This is a genomic window from Bacillus sp. WMMC1349 (assembly GCF_013155385.1).
Lineage (GTDB): Bacteria > Bacillota > Bacilli > Bacillales > Bacillaceae > Bacillus.
Window position 1 is genome coordinate 1238908 of the sequence record NZ_JABJUQ010000007.1, and the last position, 16326, is coordinate 1255233.

Consider the following 16326-nt stretch of genomic DNA (forward strand, 5'->3'; position numbering starts at 1 on the left):
TCTGTTCCTCCTTGGTTGACTTGCATTTTTATTATAGCTGAAGATGTTGAAAAAATGAAATGAGTTCATAAAATGCAATTCATTTACATGAATGTGTGATGTGAAATACAATAAATGATAGACATGAAAGATGGAGGAGAATTGTTTGCTTACTTTATATATTGCTAGACATGGTCAGACTGAGTGGAATATTGAAAAGCGAATGCAAGGCTGGGAAAATTCTAATCTAACAAACTTGGGATTAGCAAATGCGCAAGCACTTGGCAAAAAATTAAAAGATGTTCATTTTCAAGCCGTATATGTTAGTACAAGCGAACGTGCTGTTCATTCAGCTCAAGCCATTCTACAAGACAGAGTGCTTCCTTTCATAAAAGATGATCGATTTAGAGAAATTGGTCTTGGTTGTTGGGAAGGAAAAACATACGCAGAAGTTCAACAAACTGATGCCGACATGTTGAAGGCTTATTTTGATCAACCTGATCAATATATTCCAAATGGGGGAGAAAGTTTTCCTGCTTTTGAAAGCAGGGTGAGACAAGCTCTCAAGCAAATTTTAGACAACCATCGGGAAGGAAACGTCTTACTTGTCAGTCATTCTGTTTTTATTTTAATGCTTTTGAATATATTAAAAAAACGACCCATTCAAGAACTTTGGAATTCAGCTTATGTTAGTGATACCGCACTAGCAGTAGTTAACATTGCTGAAAATGGTAATATTGCCATTTTGAAAGAAGGGGACGGAGAGCATCGAATCAAACAAGAACAGAGTTGGTAACACTCTCTCATCGTTAGAGCTAAACTGCGCATCGCCATCCTGATCCGTGACCCTCGGAATGACGATCGCAGTTTTTTGTAATCGTTATAACTAATCGATCTCTATCTTATTATACTGTACATCAGCAATTTCAAAATGGAACCAATCAAAGTCGCCTGTCTCCAGCTTCCAAATCACTTTTCCTTGAACTGGAATTTTGATTCCGTTGAATTCTTGATAATCTTTCAGTTGAATAAGCCATTTTTCTAGAGAATATGTTCCTTTTGACTCCATGTAACGATCTGCTAAAAAGCTTGTCACTTCACCCTTATCATTAAATTGGAATACGCCAGATCCGGTTATTCCACCATAACTCATCGTTGCTTTCGCAGAGTTTGAATCGATTTCCTCCCACTTTATCGCATGATGTATGGCTGCCGTTGGAAACCATACTAACTCCCCTAAATATCTTAGAAGTGTACCTTGATCAATTTCTGTTCCACTTGCATCGGCGATTTTTATAAAAGAGAGGAGTTTAATCAGCATATTTCCTTTGCCTTGATCATATTTATCTCTTCCAGCGATATGAATGAATGGAGCAGCTTTAATTAAGCATTTCCAAATGAACGCGGGCTTATCGATTGTATAATAATAAACAGCTTTGGCAGACATCCAAGGTTTGCCCTTTTCTAGCCGTAGCTTTGCGTTTTGTTCAATGCGAACTGTTTTTATTTTCTCTCTACCGATCACTTGAGAATGGTGTAACCATTTTTGAACACATGCTGGCAAAGTTCCTAAATCAGCTTTTTCTACGATGTGTTTTTTGTTGGCGTTATCAATATTTCTAGCAAATAATGTTTGGGCTTCTTGTTTCACTTTTTTATGAAAGATGATATTTGAAATCCCGCTTACGAAAAAAACGAGGATCATCATGATGATGAGCCCTAAAGCTAGCCCTTGAATCAATGTTTCTTCCTCCTTATAAAAGCTAGTTATCATGTTAGCATACTTCATTTGCGTAATGAAATTGAAAAAACTTGAGGGGGGAGTGCCTGGATGTGGCAATTAAAAAAGCCGGCGGTGATGCCAGCCTTGGTTTAGAGGTTTGCCTATATTTTGCTGTCACACTAAAACCATTTAAGACAATGGCTGGGGTGTATTCTTCGGTAGGTAAACGGTTTGAACATTGCTTGCTTGTTTTGTTATACATGAAACCGTAAGGGAGAGAGGACCTTTTGCGACATGCTGATAGGCTAGAAGACAAAGGTTTTTTACGACTCTGTTATTAAATAACTGCCGTGCCGACCAAAGCGACCGCTTTCCTTGATCATCAAACTGAAAACAAGCTCCATTGTGAGCGTTTGTTAACAGACCTGTTAGACCGTTCTTCTTTAATTCGTTCATTAAAAAACGTGGTTCGGACAAAATTGATAATTCTAACTTAAATTGATCAGCTGATAATCCTGATGTTGCTAGAAATGTCATGATGTGTGAATAGTCAGCGAGCTGACCGCTATGTTGAAATAGCTGCGCAGCAAGGATTTGATCGGATTTTTTCATCCGGGACTCAGTGTAGCAAAGTAAATGATGGATGTCGTCCAGTGTCCTTAAATAGCTTTTTAATTCGTAGTCTAATTCAGTCTGAGCATGGTCAATAGCATTTGTCTGTGCCGCTGTCACATTTAAGAGTAGTACATGGAGATGCCGATTCAAAAGCTGTATCATATCACTAATCCGTTCTTGAGATTGGTTAAACTGAAGGGCAAGGGTATTTAAGTTGTTTAAATTGATACGGATACTCATATCAGTTCCTCAGTTTTCCGTCTTAGCCGCTTGATCTCCTCTGTCGCTTGCTGCTTAACAGTTCGTAGACTGTCATAAACACGGTATTCGGCATCATCAAGATCATCTAATAGAGCGTCATACATCTGGCGTGCTTGCCCTTGCCAGTCATTCATATACAATTGATGGGCTTTTAAAATAGTTAAGCTTTCATGTCTCAGTTCAGTCATCACATCACTCAACTCTCCTATATAACGTTCAAGAGATTGAATATCTTCGTCATATGTTTTTCTTTTAAATTCACGTTCAAAGGTTTTTCCATCGTCACTCAATATATATTTTCCTTCCTTTCCAATCAGCTACTACAAATATGTTAAAAGAAAAAGGAATGGAAAGGAATCGTACAAATGAATCAAAAGTCTTAATGGGAGATTTGGCGAGTGAATGACCGATGATAGTATAAAAGAACCATCTGGTGGTGAGAATTTTAAAGTGATGTGTTGAACAAGACTCCAATGACCTAAAATGAAAAAAAGGCTGCCGGAATTTCGACAGCCTCACCATCGGCAAACATTTTGTTTTAAACGGTTTGAGCCAATGAATCTCTTGCTTGTTTTGCAGCTTCTACCATATTTTTCAAAGCGGCAATTGTTTCTTCAGGTTGCCTTGTTTTTAAACCGCAGTCAGGGTTTACCCAAAAACGGTCTTTTGGACAAACTTTAAGAGCATCACAAATGATCGTAAGCATTTCACTGACAGGAGGGACCCGCGGACTGTGAATGTCATATACACCGAGTCCAAGACCTTTTACATAAGGACGGTGTTCGAGATATTCGAGAAGCTCACCATGGCTTCTGCTATGTTCAATCGTAATCACGTCTGCATCTAGGTTTTCAATCGTATCGACAATATCTTCGAAATGACTGTAACACATATGAGTATGAATTTGCGTTGTATCTTGAACAGATGATGTAGACAGTCTAAAAGCCTGAGCAGCCCATGTGAGATAGTTATTCCAGTCACGTTCTTTTAATGGAAGTCCTTCTCTTAATGCAGGTTCATCAACTTGAATGATTTGTATTCCCGCTTTTTCAAGTGTTTCAACCTCTTTTTTAAGAGCATAAGCAATTTGAAAAGCGATTTCTTTTCTTGGCAGATCACACCGGGCAAATGACCAGTTTAAAATGGTAACAGGACCTGTTAACATGCCCTTTACTTGTTTGGAAGTCAAAGATTGGGCATAAACGGTTTCCTTCACAGTCATCGGTTCTTTAAATTCGACATCTCCATAAATCAGTGGCGGTCGGACACAGCGAGAACCATATGATTGAACCCAGCCATATTTAGTAAAAGCGAATCCGGCCAGCTTTTCCCCGAAATACTCAACCATGTCTGTCCGTTCGAACTCTCCGTGAACAAGAACGTCAAGTCCGATATCTTCTTGAATATCAATCCATTTGTTAATTTCTGCTTTAATAAAAGCTTCATATTGTTCATCTGACCATTCTTGTTTTCGCCATTTTTGCCGTGCGCTTCGCACTTCAGCAGTTTGTGGAAAGCTTCCGATTGTTGTTGTTGGTAACAGTGGCAGTCCAAGTGATTCATTTTGGAGAGTAAGCCGTTTTTCGTAAGCTGTTTCACGAGTAAAATCTTTTTCAGTCAGCTGTTCTTCGGTAAACGTCTCATCCGCGGCTGTCCCGAACTGTTTAAGTGTGTTTAAGTGCCGGTTTACGTTGTTTATTTGCTCTCCGATCGCTGCTTTTCCCGATAGTAATCCTTCTTTTAATAGATGGAGCTCAACACATTTTTCTTTTGCAAAAGCTAGCCCGTTTAACAAATCTTTCGCCAAATGTTCATCAGGGTGGATGGCTACTGGAACATGGAGCAGACTGTTTGAAGGTTGAATCCAGATTTCGCTAACTCTGATTTCACTAACAAATTCGGTGATCCAATCAAGTCGTTCTTCCAGATTTGTTTTCCAAATATTGCGCCCATCCAATATTCCAGCGGCAAGGACTTTATCCTTTGGAAAGCCAAGGGATTTCAACTGTTCAAGGTTTCTTCCTTGATCATGAACAAAATCAAGCCCAATTCCTTCAACAGGAAATGAAATCAGCTCTTCGTATCCATCAACTGAGTCAAAGTAGGTTTGCAAAAGAACGTTAAGTGTTGGAACTTCATCTTTAATGGATTGATAGATTGCCTTTGCAGCCGCTATTTCTTCTGGAGAGGCTGTGACAAGAGCTGGTTCGTCAATTTGTACCCATCTAACACCTTCCAGCTCAAGCTCTTGAAGAAGTTGGATGTATAGAGGGATCAACTGTTGATAAATGTTTGCGACTTCTTGTTTTTCATAGCCTTTTGCCAGTGTTACAAAAGTGTATGGACCGAGAATAACTGGCTTTGTTTCTACACCAAAGACTGTTTTTACTTTGCGATAGGCTTCTAACGGTTTATTTTCTGTCAGACGGAATTCCATTGATTTTTCAAATTCAGGCACAAGATAGTGGTAGTTTGTGTTAAACCATTTAGTCATTTCGCAAGGTACAGCGTTTTTAGTTCCTCTAGCCATTGCGAAATAAGTATCTAGAGGATCTTGAATATGCTTAAATCTTTCCGGAATCCAGTTGAACATCACCGCTGTATCAAGGACATGATCATAGTATGTAAAATCAGACACTGGTACAATGTCAATTTGCTGATCCAGCTGTGTTTGAACTGCCTCTAAAAATTGTTTTTCCATCTTTTGAAGAAATGTTTCACGGTCGATTTTTTCTTTCCAATATGACTCAAGCGATTTTTTCCATTCCCTGTTTAATCCGATTCTTGGAAAGCCTAAGCTACTTGTCTTCACAACTGTCATTTGATCTCCTCCTTTAAAAATCAATAAAAAAGACATTCACTTGTTTTGGGGATTTAGAGGTGAATGCCGCAAAACAGCAACTTGTGTTCGAGATCTGTGCTACATCAACTCTTGAACACCTCCTACCAGTCATTGGAGCAGCAGATCAACTCTCCAACCGGATATCTCATTCTTTCCAGATCAGAACAGTGGGTTTTTGAACTGCTTTCTGTTAGCTTTTCACAAATTTTTTCAAATCCAGATCAAAGCTAGATAACCATGTTCCTGATGATGAAATTGTTTAATAGATTATATACCGTCATGGCATTTTAGTCAAAATTATTTTTTTATTCTAATAATTTAAAAGATTAATAAAAAAACTGTAAATTTTCACGATCCTTTCAGCCATTCGAATGTTTTGTACCATTCCGTCAAGCTCTGGGAGCGTATGAAATGTTTTAATATGGGGAAGCTGATCATAGTCAAAAAATGTGTATTTGAGGTGGCTTTATACATCCATAAAGGAGTAGAAAGAATGATCTTATTAACAGGTTCTACTGGAACAGTAGGAAGAGAAATTGTCAAACAACTATCAGATCTAGACGTACCATTTAAAACTACTTCTAGATCAAAAAAAGGAAATGGAGTTTACTTTGATTTTGAAGACAATGATTCTTATCTTCCAGCTTTGAATGGCATTGAGAAACTATTTTTAATTCGTCCACCACACATTTCAAATATCAAAATGTACTTAGATCCAGTCATCGACTCCGCTAAATTAGCAGGAGTAACACAGATTGTTTTCTTATCCCTATTAGGAGTCGAAAAAAATCCTTTAGTACCTCATTATAAGGCTGAACGTTCTATTAAAAAGTCAGGAATTCCTTATACTTTCTTACGTCCAAGCTTTTTTATGCAAAATTTAGTTCAGCAGCATGGGGAGGAGTTACGTAAAGATCGTCAAATTTTTGTGCCAGCAGGTAATGGGAGAACAAGTTTTATTGATGTTCGTGATATTGCATCAGTGGCAGTAAAAACGTTAACTGAGCCAGGGCATAAAAATCAGGCATATTCACTTACTGGTTCAGAGGTTCTGACCTATTACGAGGTAGCCGATATGTTAACAGCTGAATTAGACATAACCTTTACTTATGCCAATCCATCTGCAAAAACATTCAGAAAGAGAATGTTAGAAAAAGGAGTTCCAAAAGAATTCATCACCATTATGATTGGTATTTATTTAACTGCAAAGTTAGGACTGGCTAAGAAGATAACATCTGATCTAGAGAACATCCTTCAACGGCAGCCGATTACTGTCAAACAATTTATCCACGATTACCGTGATGAATTCATTTAACTAGCAAAATCATGTGGCGTCCGCTAAAAAAGCTGGTCAATGGGACAGGAAAAGTCCTCATAACCAGCCAATTCATTATTGAATATTAACAAAAAAGTCTTTGTGAGCAGATCTTCATAAATTAAAAGGAAAGGAGTTTTATCTTTGCAGTTTTTTCGACTAAAATATCTGGAGAGGTTAAATATAGAAAACCATTTCCAATCAATGTTTTTGAGTAATCATCAAGAGGAATCGTTCGACGGATCAATTGGGCGTATAGCTCCGGCTCGGTCAATTTACGATTAAATGCTTTTTCTTCTATAGATTGAATAAGAGCCAATGCTCCGCTGACATGGGGAGCAGCCATCGATGTTCCCGTTAATTTCCCATATTGCTGATGAGGTAATGTTGACAAGATTTTTTCACCAGGTGCCACTAAATCAATTTGCTTATTCGCATTTGAAAATTCAGATGATTCTCGCGTGACAGATACAGACCCGACAGCGATCACTTCATTATATGCTGCTGGGTATGAGTATTCCTCTGTCCGCTCATTTCCATCACCTTCATTTCCTGCGGCACAGACGACAAGAATACCATTTTGGACAGCATGATCAATCGCTTTTTTCAATTCTGGAACATCATTGGGTCCGCCCAGAGACATTGAAATGATATCTACTTTCTGTTCGACGGCATAATTGATCCCATTAATAATCCATTCATATTGACCAGATCCGTCTTTACCGCCAAGCACCTTGACAATTAACAGGTTTGCAAGAGGCGCAACCCCTGAAATTCCTCCGCTGTTCCCATTGGCGGCAATCGTACCAGCTACATGGGTACCATGTCCATTATAATCATTGTATTGGTCTTCTTGACCGTTATCATCGCTAGTGAAGTTTTTTCCGCCGATAATTCGGTTAGCTAAATCTGGATGTTTGGTATCACAGCCTGTATCAAGAACTGCAATTGTAACATTTTTTCCTTTAAAACCTTGTGACCACAGCTCTGGTGCCTTAATAGCATTGATTCCTTCCGGCATTTCACTAGCTTCCAAAAGCTTTTCATCCATGACATAAGGAATTAATCGCATTTGCATGTTTAAAGCCTCCTTTTTTGTGCTGCTTTGGTGAGGTACAAGGTGCATGATAAAATTATAAAACATCTCTAAAATTTAAAAAAGGTTCATTTGTATTAATTTTTTGAAAAGTCCAAATTTTAAAAATAACGGTCGATTAGCTCATATCTATGAGTAAAATGAGGTACCCTATAGAAAAAAAGGAGTTGTTTTTATTATGAAAGAAAAAGATGACCATCAGGTAGAATTATCAATTAATCAGGCGGAATTTGTACCACATCCGAAGTTTGATGAGGAGTATACTCTTTTGCTTCATGAAAACTATCATTTCCTCTCAAATGAAGATATTTCAAAGGAAAACGAGTAATCTTTAAAATGCCTCATCTGATTAAAAAGCTGGTTCGTTTTTTGACGGAAAAAGAAACTTTCACATATATTAAAGGGTTATTATTGTTTTATTTATTGACAGTTGCCCTTTTTTTCTGTAATCTCATTTTGTCCGACCAATATAGCTTTTCGTTAGGTGAGGCTCCTGTATGGAGATACGCTGCTGCCCAAAAATGTCCAAAGACGCCAATGGGTCAACAAGAATCATCGACATAAGGTGATTTTTAACGCAGCTGACATCATGTCTATGCCATACAGTGCTAAAGCTCTACGATTGAAGGCGTTAGGGTTTTATTTTGTATGGCTTTTTAACACCTTCATTTTAATGAAATAGGTGTTTTTTTATTTTATAATAAAAATAAATAAATGGATTTTTCTAAGGAGGTGTGAGTATGGATTCTCCCCATTCGAGGCGGTTTAAACATACGAAAGACATCATTAGGCACAAAACATTGATTGAGGATGAGGAGATCTTTAAACATCACACCTTCTGTTATGGTGGTATAAGGATCTCCTAAAAAGGAGGTACAATGACCCATGTTGCAAAATATGACATATGATGAACTGATTTTACGAATTATTATTTTACTCAGAGATGGAAAACGAAAAGAGTTTCAACATCTTTTAGAGGAATTGCAGCCGTATGATATGGCGATTTTATTTAAAGAAATGCCAGAAAAGCACCGCGGGCGTTATCTTTCTTTTTTAACCGTTGATGACATAACCGATTTGATGGGAGAGTTAGAAAAAGAAGAACAGTTTGTTGTGTTAAATAAAGTCGGTAAAGAAAAAGCGACCCATGTCATGAACAAAATGGATAATGACGATCTTGCCGCACTTCTTGAGGAGATGGAACCGAAGCTTAAGGATCAGCTTCTTTCAAGCATGGAAGCTGAAGAATCCGAAGCGGTTAGAGTACTAATGAACTATCCAGCGGAAACAGCGGGAAGAATAATGACAAACCGTTTTGTATGGATTCCTCAAAACTATACGGTAAAGGAAGCTGTTATTAAGCTGAAAAGTTTTGCAGAGATTGCCGAGTCGATCAACTATTTATATGTGATCAATGAAGTAAAACAGCTTGTCGGTGTTTTATCTTACCGCGATTTGATTTTAGCTGAACCAGATGAAAAAGTGCAGGATTTAATGTTTACAAGGGTTATTTCTGTTGATGCCATGCAAGATCAGGAAGAGGTCGCAAAGCTCATTGAAAGGTATGACTTTCTAGCAATTCCCGTTGTTGAGAAAGAACATAAACTTGTTGGAATCGTTACTGTTGATGATATTATCGACATTGTGATTCAAGAGGCGAATGAGGATTACGAAAAATTTGCTGCTTCGGGTAAAGCGATCACGTTTGATACAAAATCGTATGTTGCTGCATACCGACGACTCCCTTGGTTAATTTTACTTTTGTTTATCGGTCTGATTTCCGGCAGTATCATGAGTTATTTTGAAGATACGCTTCAACATGTTGTGGCATTAGCCTTTTTCATGCCAATGATTGCCGGAATGACAGGAAATACAGGCACACAGTCATTAGCGGTTGTGATCAGAGGCCTTGCCAAAGAGGAGCTCAATAAGAAAACGATCTTTCGCTTGATTTTTCGAGAATTGAGAGCCGGTATCATTATTGGGATTGTATGTGCTGTTTTTATTACAGGCATCGCAATTGTTTGGCAGGGGAATTTTTTACTTGGTTTTGTGGTAGGTACATCACTTTTAGCAACACTTATTATTGGTACGATGGCGGGTACGATTGTCCCGATTATTCTTCACAAATGTAATGTCGACCCAGCGATTGCCTCAGGTCCGTTAATTACAACTTTAAATGACATTTTATCTCTATTAATTTATTTTGGTATTGCAACAGCATTTATTCATGCCTTATAAATAGCAGCCGCCCTCCTAAAAAAGGAGGGCTTTTTCTATAGCGCTGTCTAAAAAGTCCATGATTAACATGCATCAAGGAGGAGATTGCAAGATCCCGCTTGTTCATGCAGACCACGATGAGAAACCGTTAACGGTTTCTATATTTGAAGTGTGCATTTAGCTGCCCTTGAAGCATTTTTTTTCTTAGTTGTTGATCATTTTTTAAACTTTTTTCTTTTTTGCGCATATCTTTAAGGATCTCCGCTGTTTGAACACCGTCTTCGCGTTTATTTGCAATATCCATCAGCCGCTCTACATCCGCGAAGGAGTATTTTCTAGTTCCCCTTGATGATCGTTGCGGATAGATTAGTTTTCTTTCTTCATAATATCGAATTTGCCTTACTGATAAGCCTGTGAGCTCGCTGACGATACCAATAGAAATCACTTTTTTATCCTTGTAAGAATGGTCTTCGACTGTCATATTCCCACCCCTAAGACGACTTTTTTTGTATTATATAAAAAATTGAGAGAAAAATCTTATGAATTGTAATAAAATCTGACATTGATAAAAAATTTACGGAAGAAAACTTAACATAAACGATGAAACGGACTTGAAAATTTTATAATATTTATCTACAAAATGGATTAAGGGGGAGAGTCTATTGGTGAAAGAAGAAAAACAAGCTGTCCTGCTCGCTCAAGAAATAGTGGCTTTAGATAACAGAAGAGATGAATTGTTTGAAATGTTAATAAAACTTGCAGGAAAAGAAGCATTTCCACTATTACGTTCAGTGCAGAACGGTCTTTACCAAAAATCATCTTAAGTTGAGAAATCTTTACATGGTGTTTATTTTTTATTAACAAACCGATTGTAAGATAAAGCTGAGGGAATATCTGAAAATGAGAGGAGATACAATGAGTAAATTACTAAAAAAAGCATTGGAAGAAGAGAGAAATCACTATACGAAAAAATTGATTTCAATTGGTGCATGTCAGCAAGATATTTTGCATAAGATGACAATTACAGAATTGCGAAAAGAATATATTTACTTTTTCCAAAAAGATAAAGCCTCGCTTAAAAATAAATAAATAAAGCGGGGCTTTCTTTTTAATAGATGAAAAAAGAAGAAGGAGTTTCCCTATATTTAACGAAAATATATACGTGTAGAAGAGGGAGGAGATCCCCTTTCTTTTTGTGGGTGTAAGGGTTTACATTCGCTTTAATTTATTTCAAGAAAACAGTATAAGAGGTAGATGATATGAGACTTTCGTTTAATGAGGAAGAGGTTCACCGTGCCATGTCTTTGTACAAAGTTTTTGCAAGAGCTTTTAAAAGCATTTCAGAACATAGTATTCGGGATAGTAAGGAACATGGCTTTAATCCAACAGAATTTGCTGTATTAGAACTGCTTTATACAAGGGGAGCTCAGAAGTTACAGCAAATCGGTTCAAGACTGCTCCTTGTAAGCGGGAATGTCACTTATGTGATTGATAAACTGGAAAAAAACGGTTTTATCAAAAGGGAGCAGGACCCGAAGGATAAACGGTCTGTTTATGCGAAATTGACGGAAAAAGGTCAAACATACCTTGATGAAATTTATCCTATCCATACCATGAGAATTACACGTGCTTTTTCAGGATTGACAAAAGAAGAACAGGAAGAGCTCATAAAACTATTGAAAAAAGCCGGAATTCACAGCCAACATCTTTTGTTTCGTTAAAAATCGCTGTCTTTTAAGTGATCAAGAATCGCTCTAATTGGTTTATCTTGCGGCTGTCTAAAAAATTGTTCGAACGGGCATCCGATTTCATTTATCCTTTTGATGACAGCATCCATTGTAAAATCAACAGGTGATAAGCTGGAATTGATTTCTGACCAAAATAGTGGAGCAGCAACTGTTCCCAGTTCATTTCCTCTTGGAGAGTATGGACAGATTATCGTTTTTCCAGGAGCATGCTGGACATAGTCAATGTAAAGTTTTCCTTGCCGGTTTTTAATTAATCGTTCAGTTGTAAACAAATCAGGAAATAGTGAGACGCAATATTTCGCAGCAAAACTTGTAAAAATGCGAGTCTCATCATAAGTAAATGTGTTTTTTGTAAGCGGTATATAAATTTGTATACCTTTGTTTCCCGACAGTTTAGGAAAGGATTGAAGACCGAGTTGTTCAAATAAGTGCCGTAGTTCCTCAGCTGCGCGAACAGCGAGGGAAAACTCCGCTTGTGAAGGCGGATCAAGATCAAAGACAATTTCAGTCGGGTGCTGTGTATCAACTGTTTGAAAAGGAATATGAAATTCCAAGGCAAGCTGGTTGGCAAGCCATAATAAAACAGAATAATCATGACATAGAATATGTTCATGCTCTTGATCTTTAACAGAAGTAATAAAATCAGGGGCATAATCAGGCTTGTTTTTTTGAAAAAAAGATTCTTTACATGCTCCGTGGGGATAGCGAATTACTGTAAGCGCCCGATTTTTTAAAAAAGGCAAAAGAGTTTCACCCGATTCAATTAAGTAACTGATGTAATCTGCTTTTGACTTTTCGGTTTTCGGAAAAATGAGCTTGTCCAGATTTGTAAATTGCAAAGCTGGGTTTATGTTTTTTGAATGCAGTAAAAGCCGCAAATACGTGCAATCTTCCCATGACATATCGAACTCGAATTTGACAAAAGAAACTTCCCGCAATGTACCAAAATGGATTGTCAAATAATGCACCATCATACAAATCGAAGGAGCGATCACATATTCACCAGTTTTTACTTCTTTTCCATGTTGTTTGACAATCGCAAGGACAGCGTTTCTTTCCTGATTTGACAGGCCATGGGAAACTGAACCGATCTCTTTTATTTTTCCGCGATCAACAACGGCTATTGTGATATAACCATTTGCCTGATTATATCCTGTCATGAAAACGGCTGCTCGTTTGTGGTTTTTTAGTTTCACCCATTCAGCCGTTTTTTTGTTTTCTTTCCAGAGGCTGTCTTTTTTTTTCGCAACCACTCCTTCACCATCATATTTTTTAATGTGTTCCCAAAGTGAACGAAAATCAGACGTTTCTGATATATATTGAATTCGCTCATTTGAAAAAGGGTCAGGGGCTAGTGGGATCTTGAGCTGAACTGAAAAGTCATAAAGCATTTTCTTCCTTTCCTCATAGGATAATGAAGTGATGTTCTTTCCTCTGCATGTCAGTAAATCAAAGGCAAGGTAGTGACATGGTTGATGAGTAGCAGCTTCTAGAATAAGTTCTTTTCTTTTCAATAATCCTCGTTTTTGCACATATTCAAAATTTGAACGGTAACGGTTTGTTAATGAAACGATTTCCCCATCGATTGTAAATGGGAGATATTTTTCAAGTTCAGGTAGCTTTTTTTTAATATCCTGTGTAATTTCAGGAAAAGCGCTATTCAAAGAAAGACCATTCCTGCTGACTAGGGAAACCTCTGTTTGAGAAACGTTTAATAGCCCACGGTAGCCGTCATATTTTACTTCATATCGCCAATTTTTACCTAGTGGAGGTGAAGACGAGAAAGTGGGCTGCATTGTAAGGGCCATATTCTATGTGATCTGGGAGGCTTTTTTTCGGGATGTTTTTTGTTTTTTAGCCTCTACGCCCACTGTTTTTTCTTCTTTCACTACTTCTTGTTTTTTCGTTCGTTCAATACTTGCCTGAAGAGCGCTCACTAAATCGATCACATCCTCACGTGACGAAGTGTTTGCAACAGGAGTTGTCAATTCATTTTGATCAACCTTTTCCTTAATTTTTTCCATGACTGCAACTCTGTAAGTATCTTCATATGTTTCAGGCATAAAAGTAGTTGTCAGTTCATCAATTAATGAAATTGCCGTTTGCAGTTCTTTTTGGTTGACTTCTGTTTCTGTCGGCACTCCAGGGACATGTATCGTGTTTCGCACTTCATCAGAATAGTGGATCGACTCCATTAAAATACAGTTGTCGTATACCCTTAGGATGGCAAGTTGTTTTTTGGAACGAATTGTCATATGAGCAATTCCGATTTTTTCTGTTTCTTTCAGAGCCTCGCGAAGAAGGGTGTACGCTTTTACACCATTATCTCCAGGTCCGACAAAATAAGACCGGTTAAAATAAATTGGATCAATTTCTTTAAGTTGTACAAAATCAACAATTTCAACTGCTTTATCTTCTTGCTCTTCCTTTAGCTGATTCATTTCTTCATCATTAAAGGTGACATATTTTCCCTTGACATATTCATATCCTTTAACAATATCATCTGATGATACTTCTTGATGGCAATTTGTACACTTTTTTTCATATTGAATTGGTGAAAGGCATTGTTTATGAAGAGAACGCCACTTAATGTCTTTGTCTTCGGTTGCGGCAAACAATTTGATCGGAATATTGACAAGCCCAAAACTAATTGAGCCTTTCCACATCGTATGCATTCGTTCAACTCCTTTTTCCTTAGTGATGCCATTGTACGATTTGTTTCATGAATAGTAACATATGGATTTGAAGCATCATACAAAAAACTGTGGTAAAATCAAGTTTGTAAGTTCTTTAGAACTTGAAATTTTTTTAAGGCTGTGATTGATATCGAACAATTGATTTTGTCAATGGTAGAGGCTTTTAAAAACCTCTCATATTTTGGTGTGTTTCTTGCTTTATGTATTGAGTTCATACCAGCTGAAGTTGTTCTTCCTCTTGCCGGATATTGGGTTTATCAAGGTGATATGTCTCTTATAGGTGTCGTTCTGGCAGGATCACTGGGCGGTGTTGTCGGTCCATTAACTCTTTATTGGTTAGGAAGGTATGGAGGGAGACCTTTTTTACAACGCTATGGAAAGTATTTTTTTATTAAGCCGGAAGCGCTTGAAAAGTCAGATCTTTTCTTTGAGAAACATGGCGGTTTTGTTGCGTTTAGCGGCCGGTTTATTCCAGGGGTTAGAACGTTGATTTCAATACCATGCGGACTTGCCAAAATGAATGTTTGGGTATTCTCCATCTATACATTCCTCGCCATTACACCGATTACATTTGTGTATGTTTATTTAGGCTTTTATCTTGGTGAGAACTGGAGTGCTGTCGGTGGATTGTTGGACAAGTATCTTTTACCACTTGGAATATCAATTGCAGTCTTGTCTATTCTTTATCTATATGTAAAGTACAGACAAAATAAAGTGAAAACAGAAAGCCTGGCTTCTTTTTTGAATAAAAATAAGGATTGACAGATAAACGTTAGAGGGTTAATATGATCATATAATTCAATATTTTCTTTTTTCCCAAAGGGGAGTAGCGTCCGGTTTTAAAACCGGAAACAAAGTCGTCAGTTCATGGATCAGTTCCATCGGCTTTGTTGGCATGTATTGATGAAGATATAACCATGTCTAGCAAGACCTTTGCCTAATGTTGGCAGAGGTCTTTTTTGTTTTCTGAAAATACCCTGCTGGATTAGGGGGAATAAGAGAAAGAGACAATACTTAGGAGGAGTTTTTAAATGGATGTAGCATTATTACTTGAATATGGTTGGGTTCTTCTTATATTAGTCGGGCTGGAGGGTATTTTGGCTGCGGATAATGCTCTTGTCATGGCTGTCATGGTTAAGCACTTGCCTGAAGAAAAAAGAAAAAAAGCGCTTTTTTACGGATTAGCCGGTGCGTTTGTGATGAGGTTTGGCGCATTGTTTGCCATCTCATTTCTAGTCAATGTTTGGCAGGTTCAAGCGATTGGAGCAATCTATTTGCTATACATTTCCATCCATCATATTCTAAAACAACATGTTTTCAAAAAAGGCGAAAAAATAAAGGGAACGAAAGAAAGCGGGTTTTGGCCGACTGTGATTAAAGTTGAGCTTGCTGATATTGCCTTTGCCGTCGACTCGATTTTAGCAGCGGTAGCGCTTGCTGTTACATTGCCTTTGACAAACCTTCCTAAAATCGGTGGATTAGATGGCGGTCAATTTATGGTGATCTTAGCTGGTGGTATTATTGGTATTATTATTATGCGTTTTGCTGCAAGTGCGTTTGTCAATTTGTTAAAGAAGCGTCCGAGCCTAGAAACAGCGGCATTTGTGATTGTTGGTTGGGTCGGTGTCAAACTGACGCTTTATACACTTGCCCATCCGCAAATTCATATCATTTCACATCATTTTATTCATTCAGGAACATGGAAGTTCATCTTCTGGAGTGTACTGATTGCGATTGCTCTTGGAGGATGGTTCATGTCAAATCCTAAAAAACAGCAGAATGAGGCTGCATAAAAATAATAAAAAAACTGCCGGTAAATACTGGCAGTTTT

Annotated in this window: 16 protein-coding genes, 1 pseudogene and 2 riboswitches; of the genes and pseudogenes, 9 read left to right on the forward strand and 8 right to left on the reverse strand. The window is 37.7% G+C overall.

Features of this window, described 5'->3' with window-relative positions; all coding sequences use genetic code 11:
• Window positions 1-145 precede the first annotated feature (145 nt).
• Complete coding sequence (locus tag HOO54_RS08630; RefSeq protein ID WP_172294314.1) at window positions 146-775, forward strand: histidine phosphatase family protein; 630 nt, start codon at window positions 146-148, stop codon at window positions 773-775.
• Between the two features lie 90 nt (window positions 776-865).
• On the opposite strand, the gene HOO54_RS08635 is transcribed toward HOO54_RS08630, so the two are convergent.
• The 4 genes from HOO54_RS08635 to metE form a co-directional block, all read right to left on the reverse strand.
• Entirely contained in the window at window positions 866-1720 is an 855-nt protein-coding gene (locus HOO54_RS08635) for a DUF6544 family protein (protein WP_216664738.1), read from the reverse strand.
• 171 nt (window positions 1721-1891) lie between these two features.
• Entirely contained in the window at window positions 1892-2557 is a 666-nt protein-coding gene (locus HOO54_RS08640; RefSeq protein ID WP_172294319.1) for a hypothetical protein, read from the reverse strand.
• On the reverse strand, window positions 2554-2868 hold the full coding sequence (locus HOO54_RS08645) for a DUF5082 domain-containing protein (protein WP_172294321.1): 315 nt from the start codon (window positions 2866-2868) through the stop codon (window positions 2554-2556). Before HOO54_RS08645 ends, HOO54_RS08640 begins: the two co-directional genes overlap by 4 nt.
• Before the next feature lie 248 nt (window positions 2869-3116).
• Window positions 3117-5399 (reverse strand): 5-methyltetrahydropteroyltriglutamate--homocysteine S-methyltransferase, encoded by a 2283-nt coding sequence (gene metE / locus HOO54_RS08650; RefSeq protein ID WP_172294323.1) that lies wholly within the window; start codon window positions 5397-5399, stop codon window positions 3117-3119.
• A 514-nt stretch (window positions 5400-5913) separates the two neighbouring features.
• Here metE and HOO54_RS08655 point away from each other — a divergent pair.
• Window positions 5914-6735, forward strand: a complete 822-nt coding sequence (locus tag HOO54_RS08655; protein ID WP_172294326.1) for an SDR family oxidoreductase — start codon at window positions 5914-5916, stop codon at window positions 6733-6735.
• Between the two features lie 121 nt (window positions 6736-6856).
• On the opposite strand, the gene HOO54_RS08660 is transcribed toward HOO54_RS08655, so the two are convergent.
• Window positions 6857-7861 (reverse strand): S8 family peptidase, encoded by a 1005-nt coding sequence (locus HOO54_RS08660; RefSeq protein ID WP_253907643.1) that lies wholly within the window; start codon window positions 7859-7861, stop codon window positions 6857-6859.
• Between the two features lie 133 nt (window positions 7862-7994).
• Here HOO54_RS08660 and HOO54_RS08665 point away from each other — a divergent pair.
• Together HOO54_RS08665 and mgtE are read left to right on the forward strand one after the other, a co-directional pair.
• Window positions 7995-8159, forward strand: a pseudogene (locus HOO54_RS08665) (transcriptional regulator SplA domain-containing protein); the annotation flags it as partial.
• Between the two features lie 141 nt (window positions 8160-8300).
• Window positions 8301-8465: riboswitch (M-box (ykoK) riboswitch) on the forward strand.
• A gap of 251 nt (window positions 8466-8716) precedes the next feature.
• Window positions 8717-10072, forward strand: coding sequence for a magnesium transporter (gene mgtE, locus HOO54_RS08670; protein WP_172294333.1), 1356 nt, complete (start codon window positions 8717-8719; stop codon window positions 10070-10072).
• Window positions 10073-10199: 127 nt separating this feature from the next.
• Here the strand turns inward: mgtE and HOO54_RS08675 are convergent, their stop codons facing one another.
• On the reverse strand, window positions 10200-10532 hold the full coding sequence (locus HOO54_RS08675; protein WP_172294335.1) for a MerR family transcriptional regulator: 333 nt from the start codon (window positions 10530-10532) through the stop codon (window positions 10200-10202).
• A gap of 181 nt (window positions 10533-10713) precedes the next feature.
• Here HOO54_RS08675 and HOO54_RS08680 point away from each other — a divergent pair, with 181 nt between their 5' ends.
• The 3 genes from HOO54_RS08680 to HOO54_RS08690 all read left to right on the forward strand — a co-directional run bounded on the left by HOO54_RS08680 (window position 10714) and on the right by HOO54_RS08690 (window position 11772).
• Entirely contained in the window at window positions 10714-10875 is a 162-nt protein-coding gene (locus tag HOO54_RS08680; RefSeq protein WP_172292295.1) for a hypothetical protein, read from the forward strand.
• Between the two features lie 91 nt (window positions 10876-10966).
• Entirely contained in the window at window positions 10967-11140 is a 174-nt protein-coding gene (locus HOO54_RS08685) for a stress protein (protein ID WP_172294337.1), read from the forward strand.
• A 170-nt stretch (window positions 11141-11310) separates the two neighbouring features.
• The gene (locus HOO54_RS08690; protein ID WP_172294339.1) at window positions 11311-11772 is read left to right on the forward strand and encodes a MarR family winged helix-turn-helix transcriptional regulator; all 462 of its coding nucleotides are present in this window, start codon (window positions 11311-11313) and stop codon (window positions 11770-11772) included.
• Here HOO54_RS08690 and HOO54_RS08695 read toward each other — a convergent pair.
• Window positions 11769-13607 carry a DNA ligase D gene (locus tag HOO54_RS08695; RefSeq protein WP_172294341.1) on the reverse strand — a complete coding sequence of 613 codons (1839 nt, stop codon included), beginning with the start codon at window positions 13605-13607 and terminating at the stop codon, window positions 11769-11771. The genes HOO54_RS08690 and HOO54_RS08695 overlap by 4 nt on opposite strands.
• A 3-nt stretch (window positions 13608-13610) precedes the next feature.
• Window positions 13611-14474 carry a non-homologous end joining protein Ku gene (gene ku / locus HOO54_RS08700; protein ID WP_172294343.1) on the reverse strand — a complete coding sequence of 288 codons (864 nt, stop codon included), beginning with the start codon at window positions 14472-14474 and terminating at the stop codon, window positions 13611-13613.
• A 141-nt stretch (window positions 14475-14615) separates the two neighbouring features.
• On the opposite strand from ku, the gene HOO54_RS08705 reads away from it, so the two are divergent.
• Window positions 14616-15257, forward strand: a complete 642-nt coding sequence (locus tag HOO54_RS08705; protein WP_172294346.1) for a DedA family protein — start codon at window positions 14616-14618, stop codon at window positions 15255-15257.
• A 47-nt stretch (window positions 15258-15304) separates the two neighbouring features.
• Window positions 15305-15477, forward strand: a riboswitch (yybP-ykoY riboswitch).
• A 49-nt stretch (window positions 15478-15526) separates the two neighbouring features.
• The gene (locus tag HOO54_RS08710) at window positions 15527-16288 is read left to right on the forward strand and encodes a TerC family protein (protein WP_172294348.1); all 762 of its coding nucleotides are present in this window, start codon (window positions 15527-15529) and stop codon (window positions 16286-16288) included.
• The last annotated feature ends 38 nt before the right edge of the window (window positions 16289-16326 follow it).

Excerpts from the sequence above, each read along its gene's own strand:
- HOO54_RS08710 (WP_172294348.1), top strand. The coding sequence starts at position 15,527 with ATGGATGTAGCATTATTACTTGAATATGGTTGGGTTCTTCTTATATTA.
- ku (WP_172294343.1), bottom strand. The coding sequence starts at position 14,474 with ATGCATACGATGTGGAAAGGCTCAATTAGTTTTGGGCTTGTCAATATT.
- HOO54_RS08675 (WP_172294335.1), bottom strand. The coding sequence starts at position 10,532 with ATGACAGTCGAAGACCATTCTTACAAGGATAAAAAAGTGATTTCTATT.
- HOO54_RS08695 (WP_172294341.1), bottom strand. The coding sequence starts at position 13,607 with ATGGCCCTTACAATGCAGCCCACTTTCTCGTCTTCACCTCCACTAGGT.
- HOO54_RS08655 (WP_172294326.1), top strand. The coding sequence starts at position 5,914 with ATGATCTTATTAACAGGTTCTACTGGAACAGTAGGAAGAGAAATTGTC.
- mgtE (WP_172294333.1), top strand. The coding sequence starts at position 8,717 with ATGTTGCAAAATATGACATATGATGAACTGATTTTACGAATTATTATT.
- HOO54_RS08685 (WP_172294337.1), top strand. The coding sequence starts at position 10,967 with ATGAGTAAATTACTAAAAAAAGCATTGGAAGAAGAGAGAAATCACTAT.
- HOO54_RS08690 (WP_172294339.1), top strand. The coding sequence starts at position 11,311 with ATGAGACTTTCGTTTAATGAGGAAGAGGTTCACCGTGCCATGTCTTTG.
- metE (WP_172294323.1), bottom strand. The coding sequence starts at position 5,399 with ATGACAGTTGTGAAGACAAGTAGCTTAGGCTTTCCAAGAATCGGATTA.
- HOO54_RS08660 (WP_253907643.1), bottom strand. The coding sequence starts at position 7,861 with ATGCACCTTGTACCTCACCAAAGCAGCACAAAAAAGGAGGCTTTAAAC.
- HOO54_RS08640 (WP_172294319.1), bottom strand. The coding sequence starts at position 2,557 with ATGAGTATCCGTATCAATTTAAACAACTTAAATACCCTTGCCCTTCAG.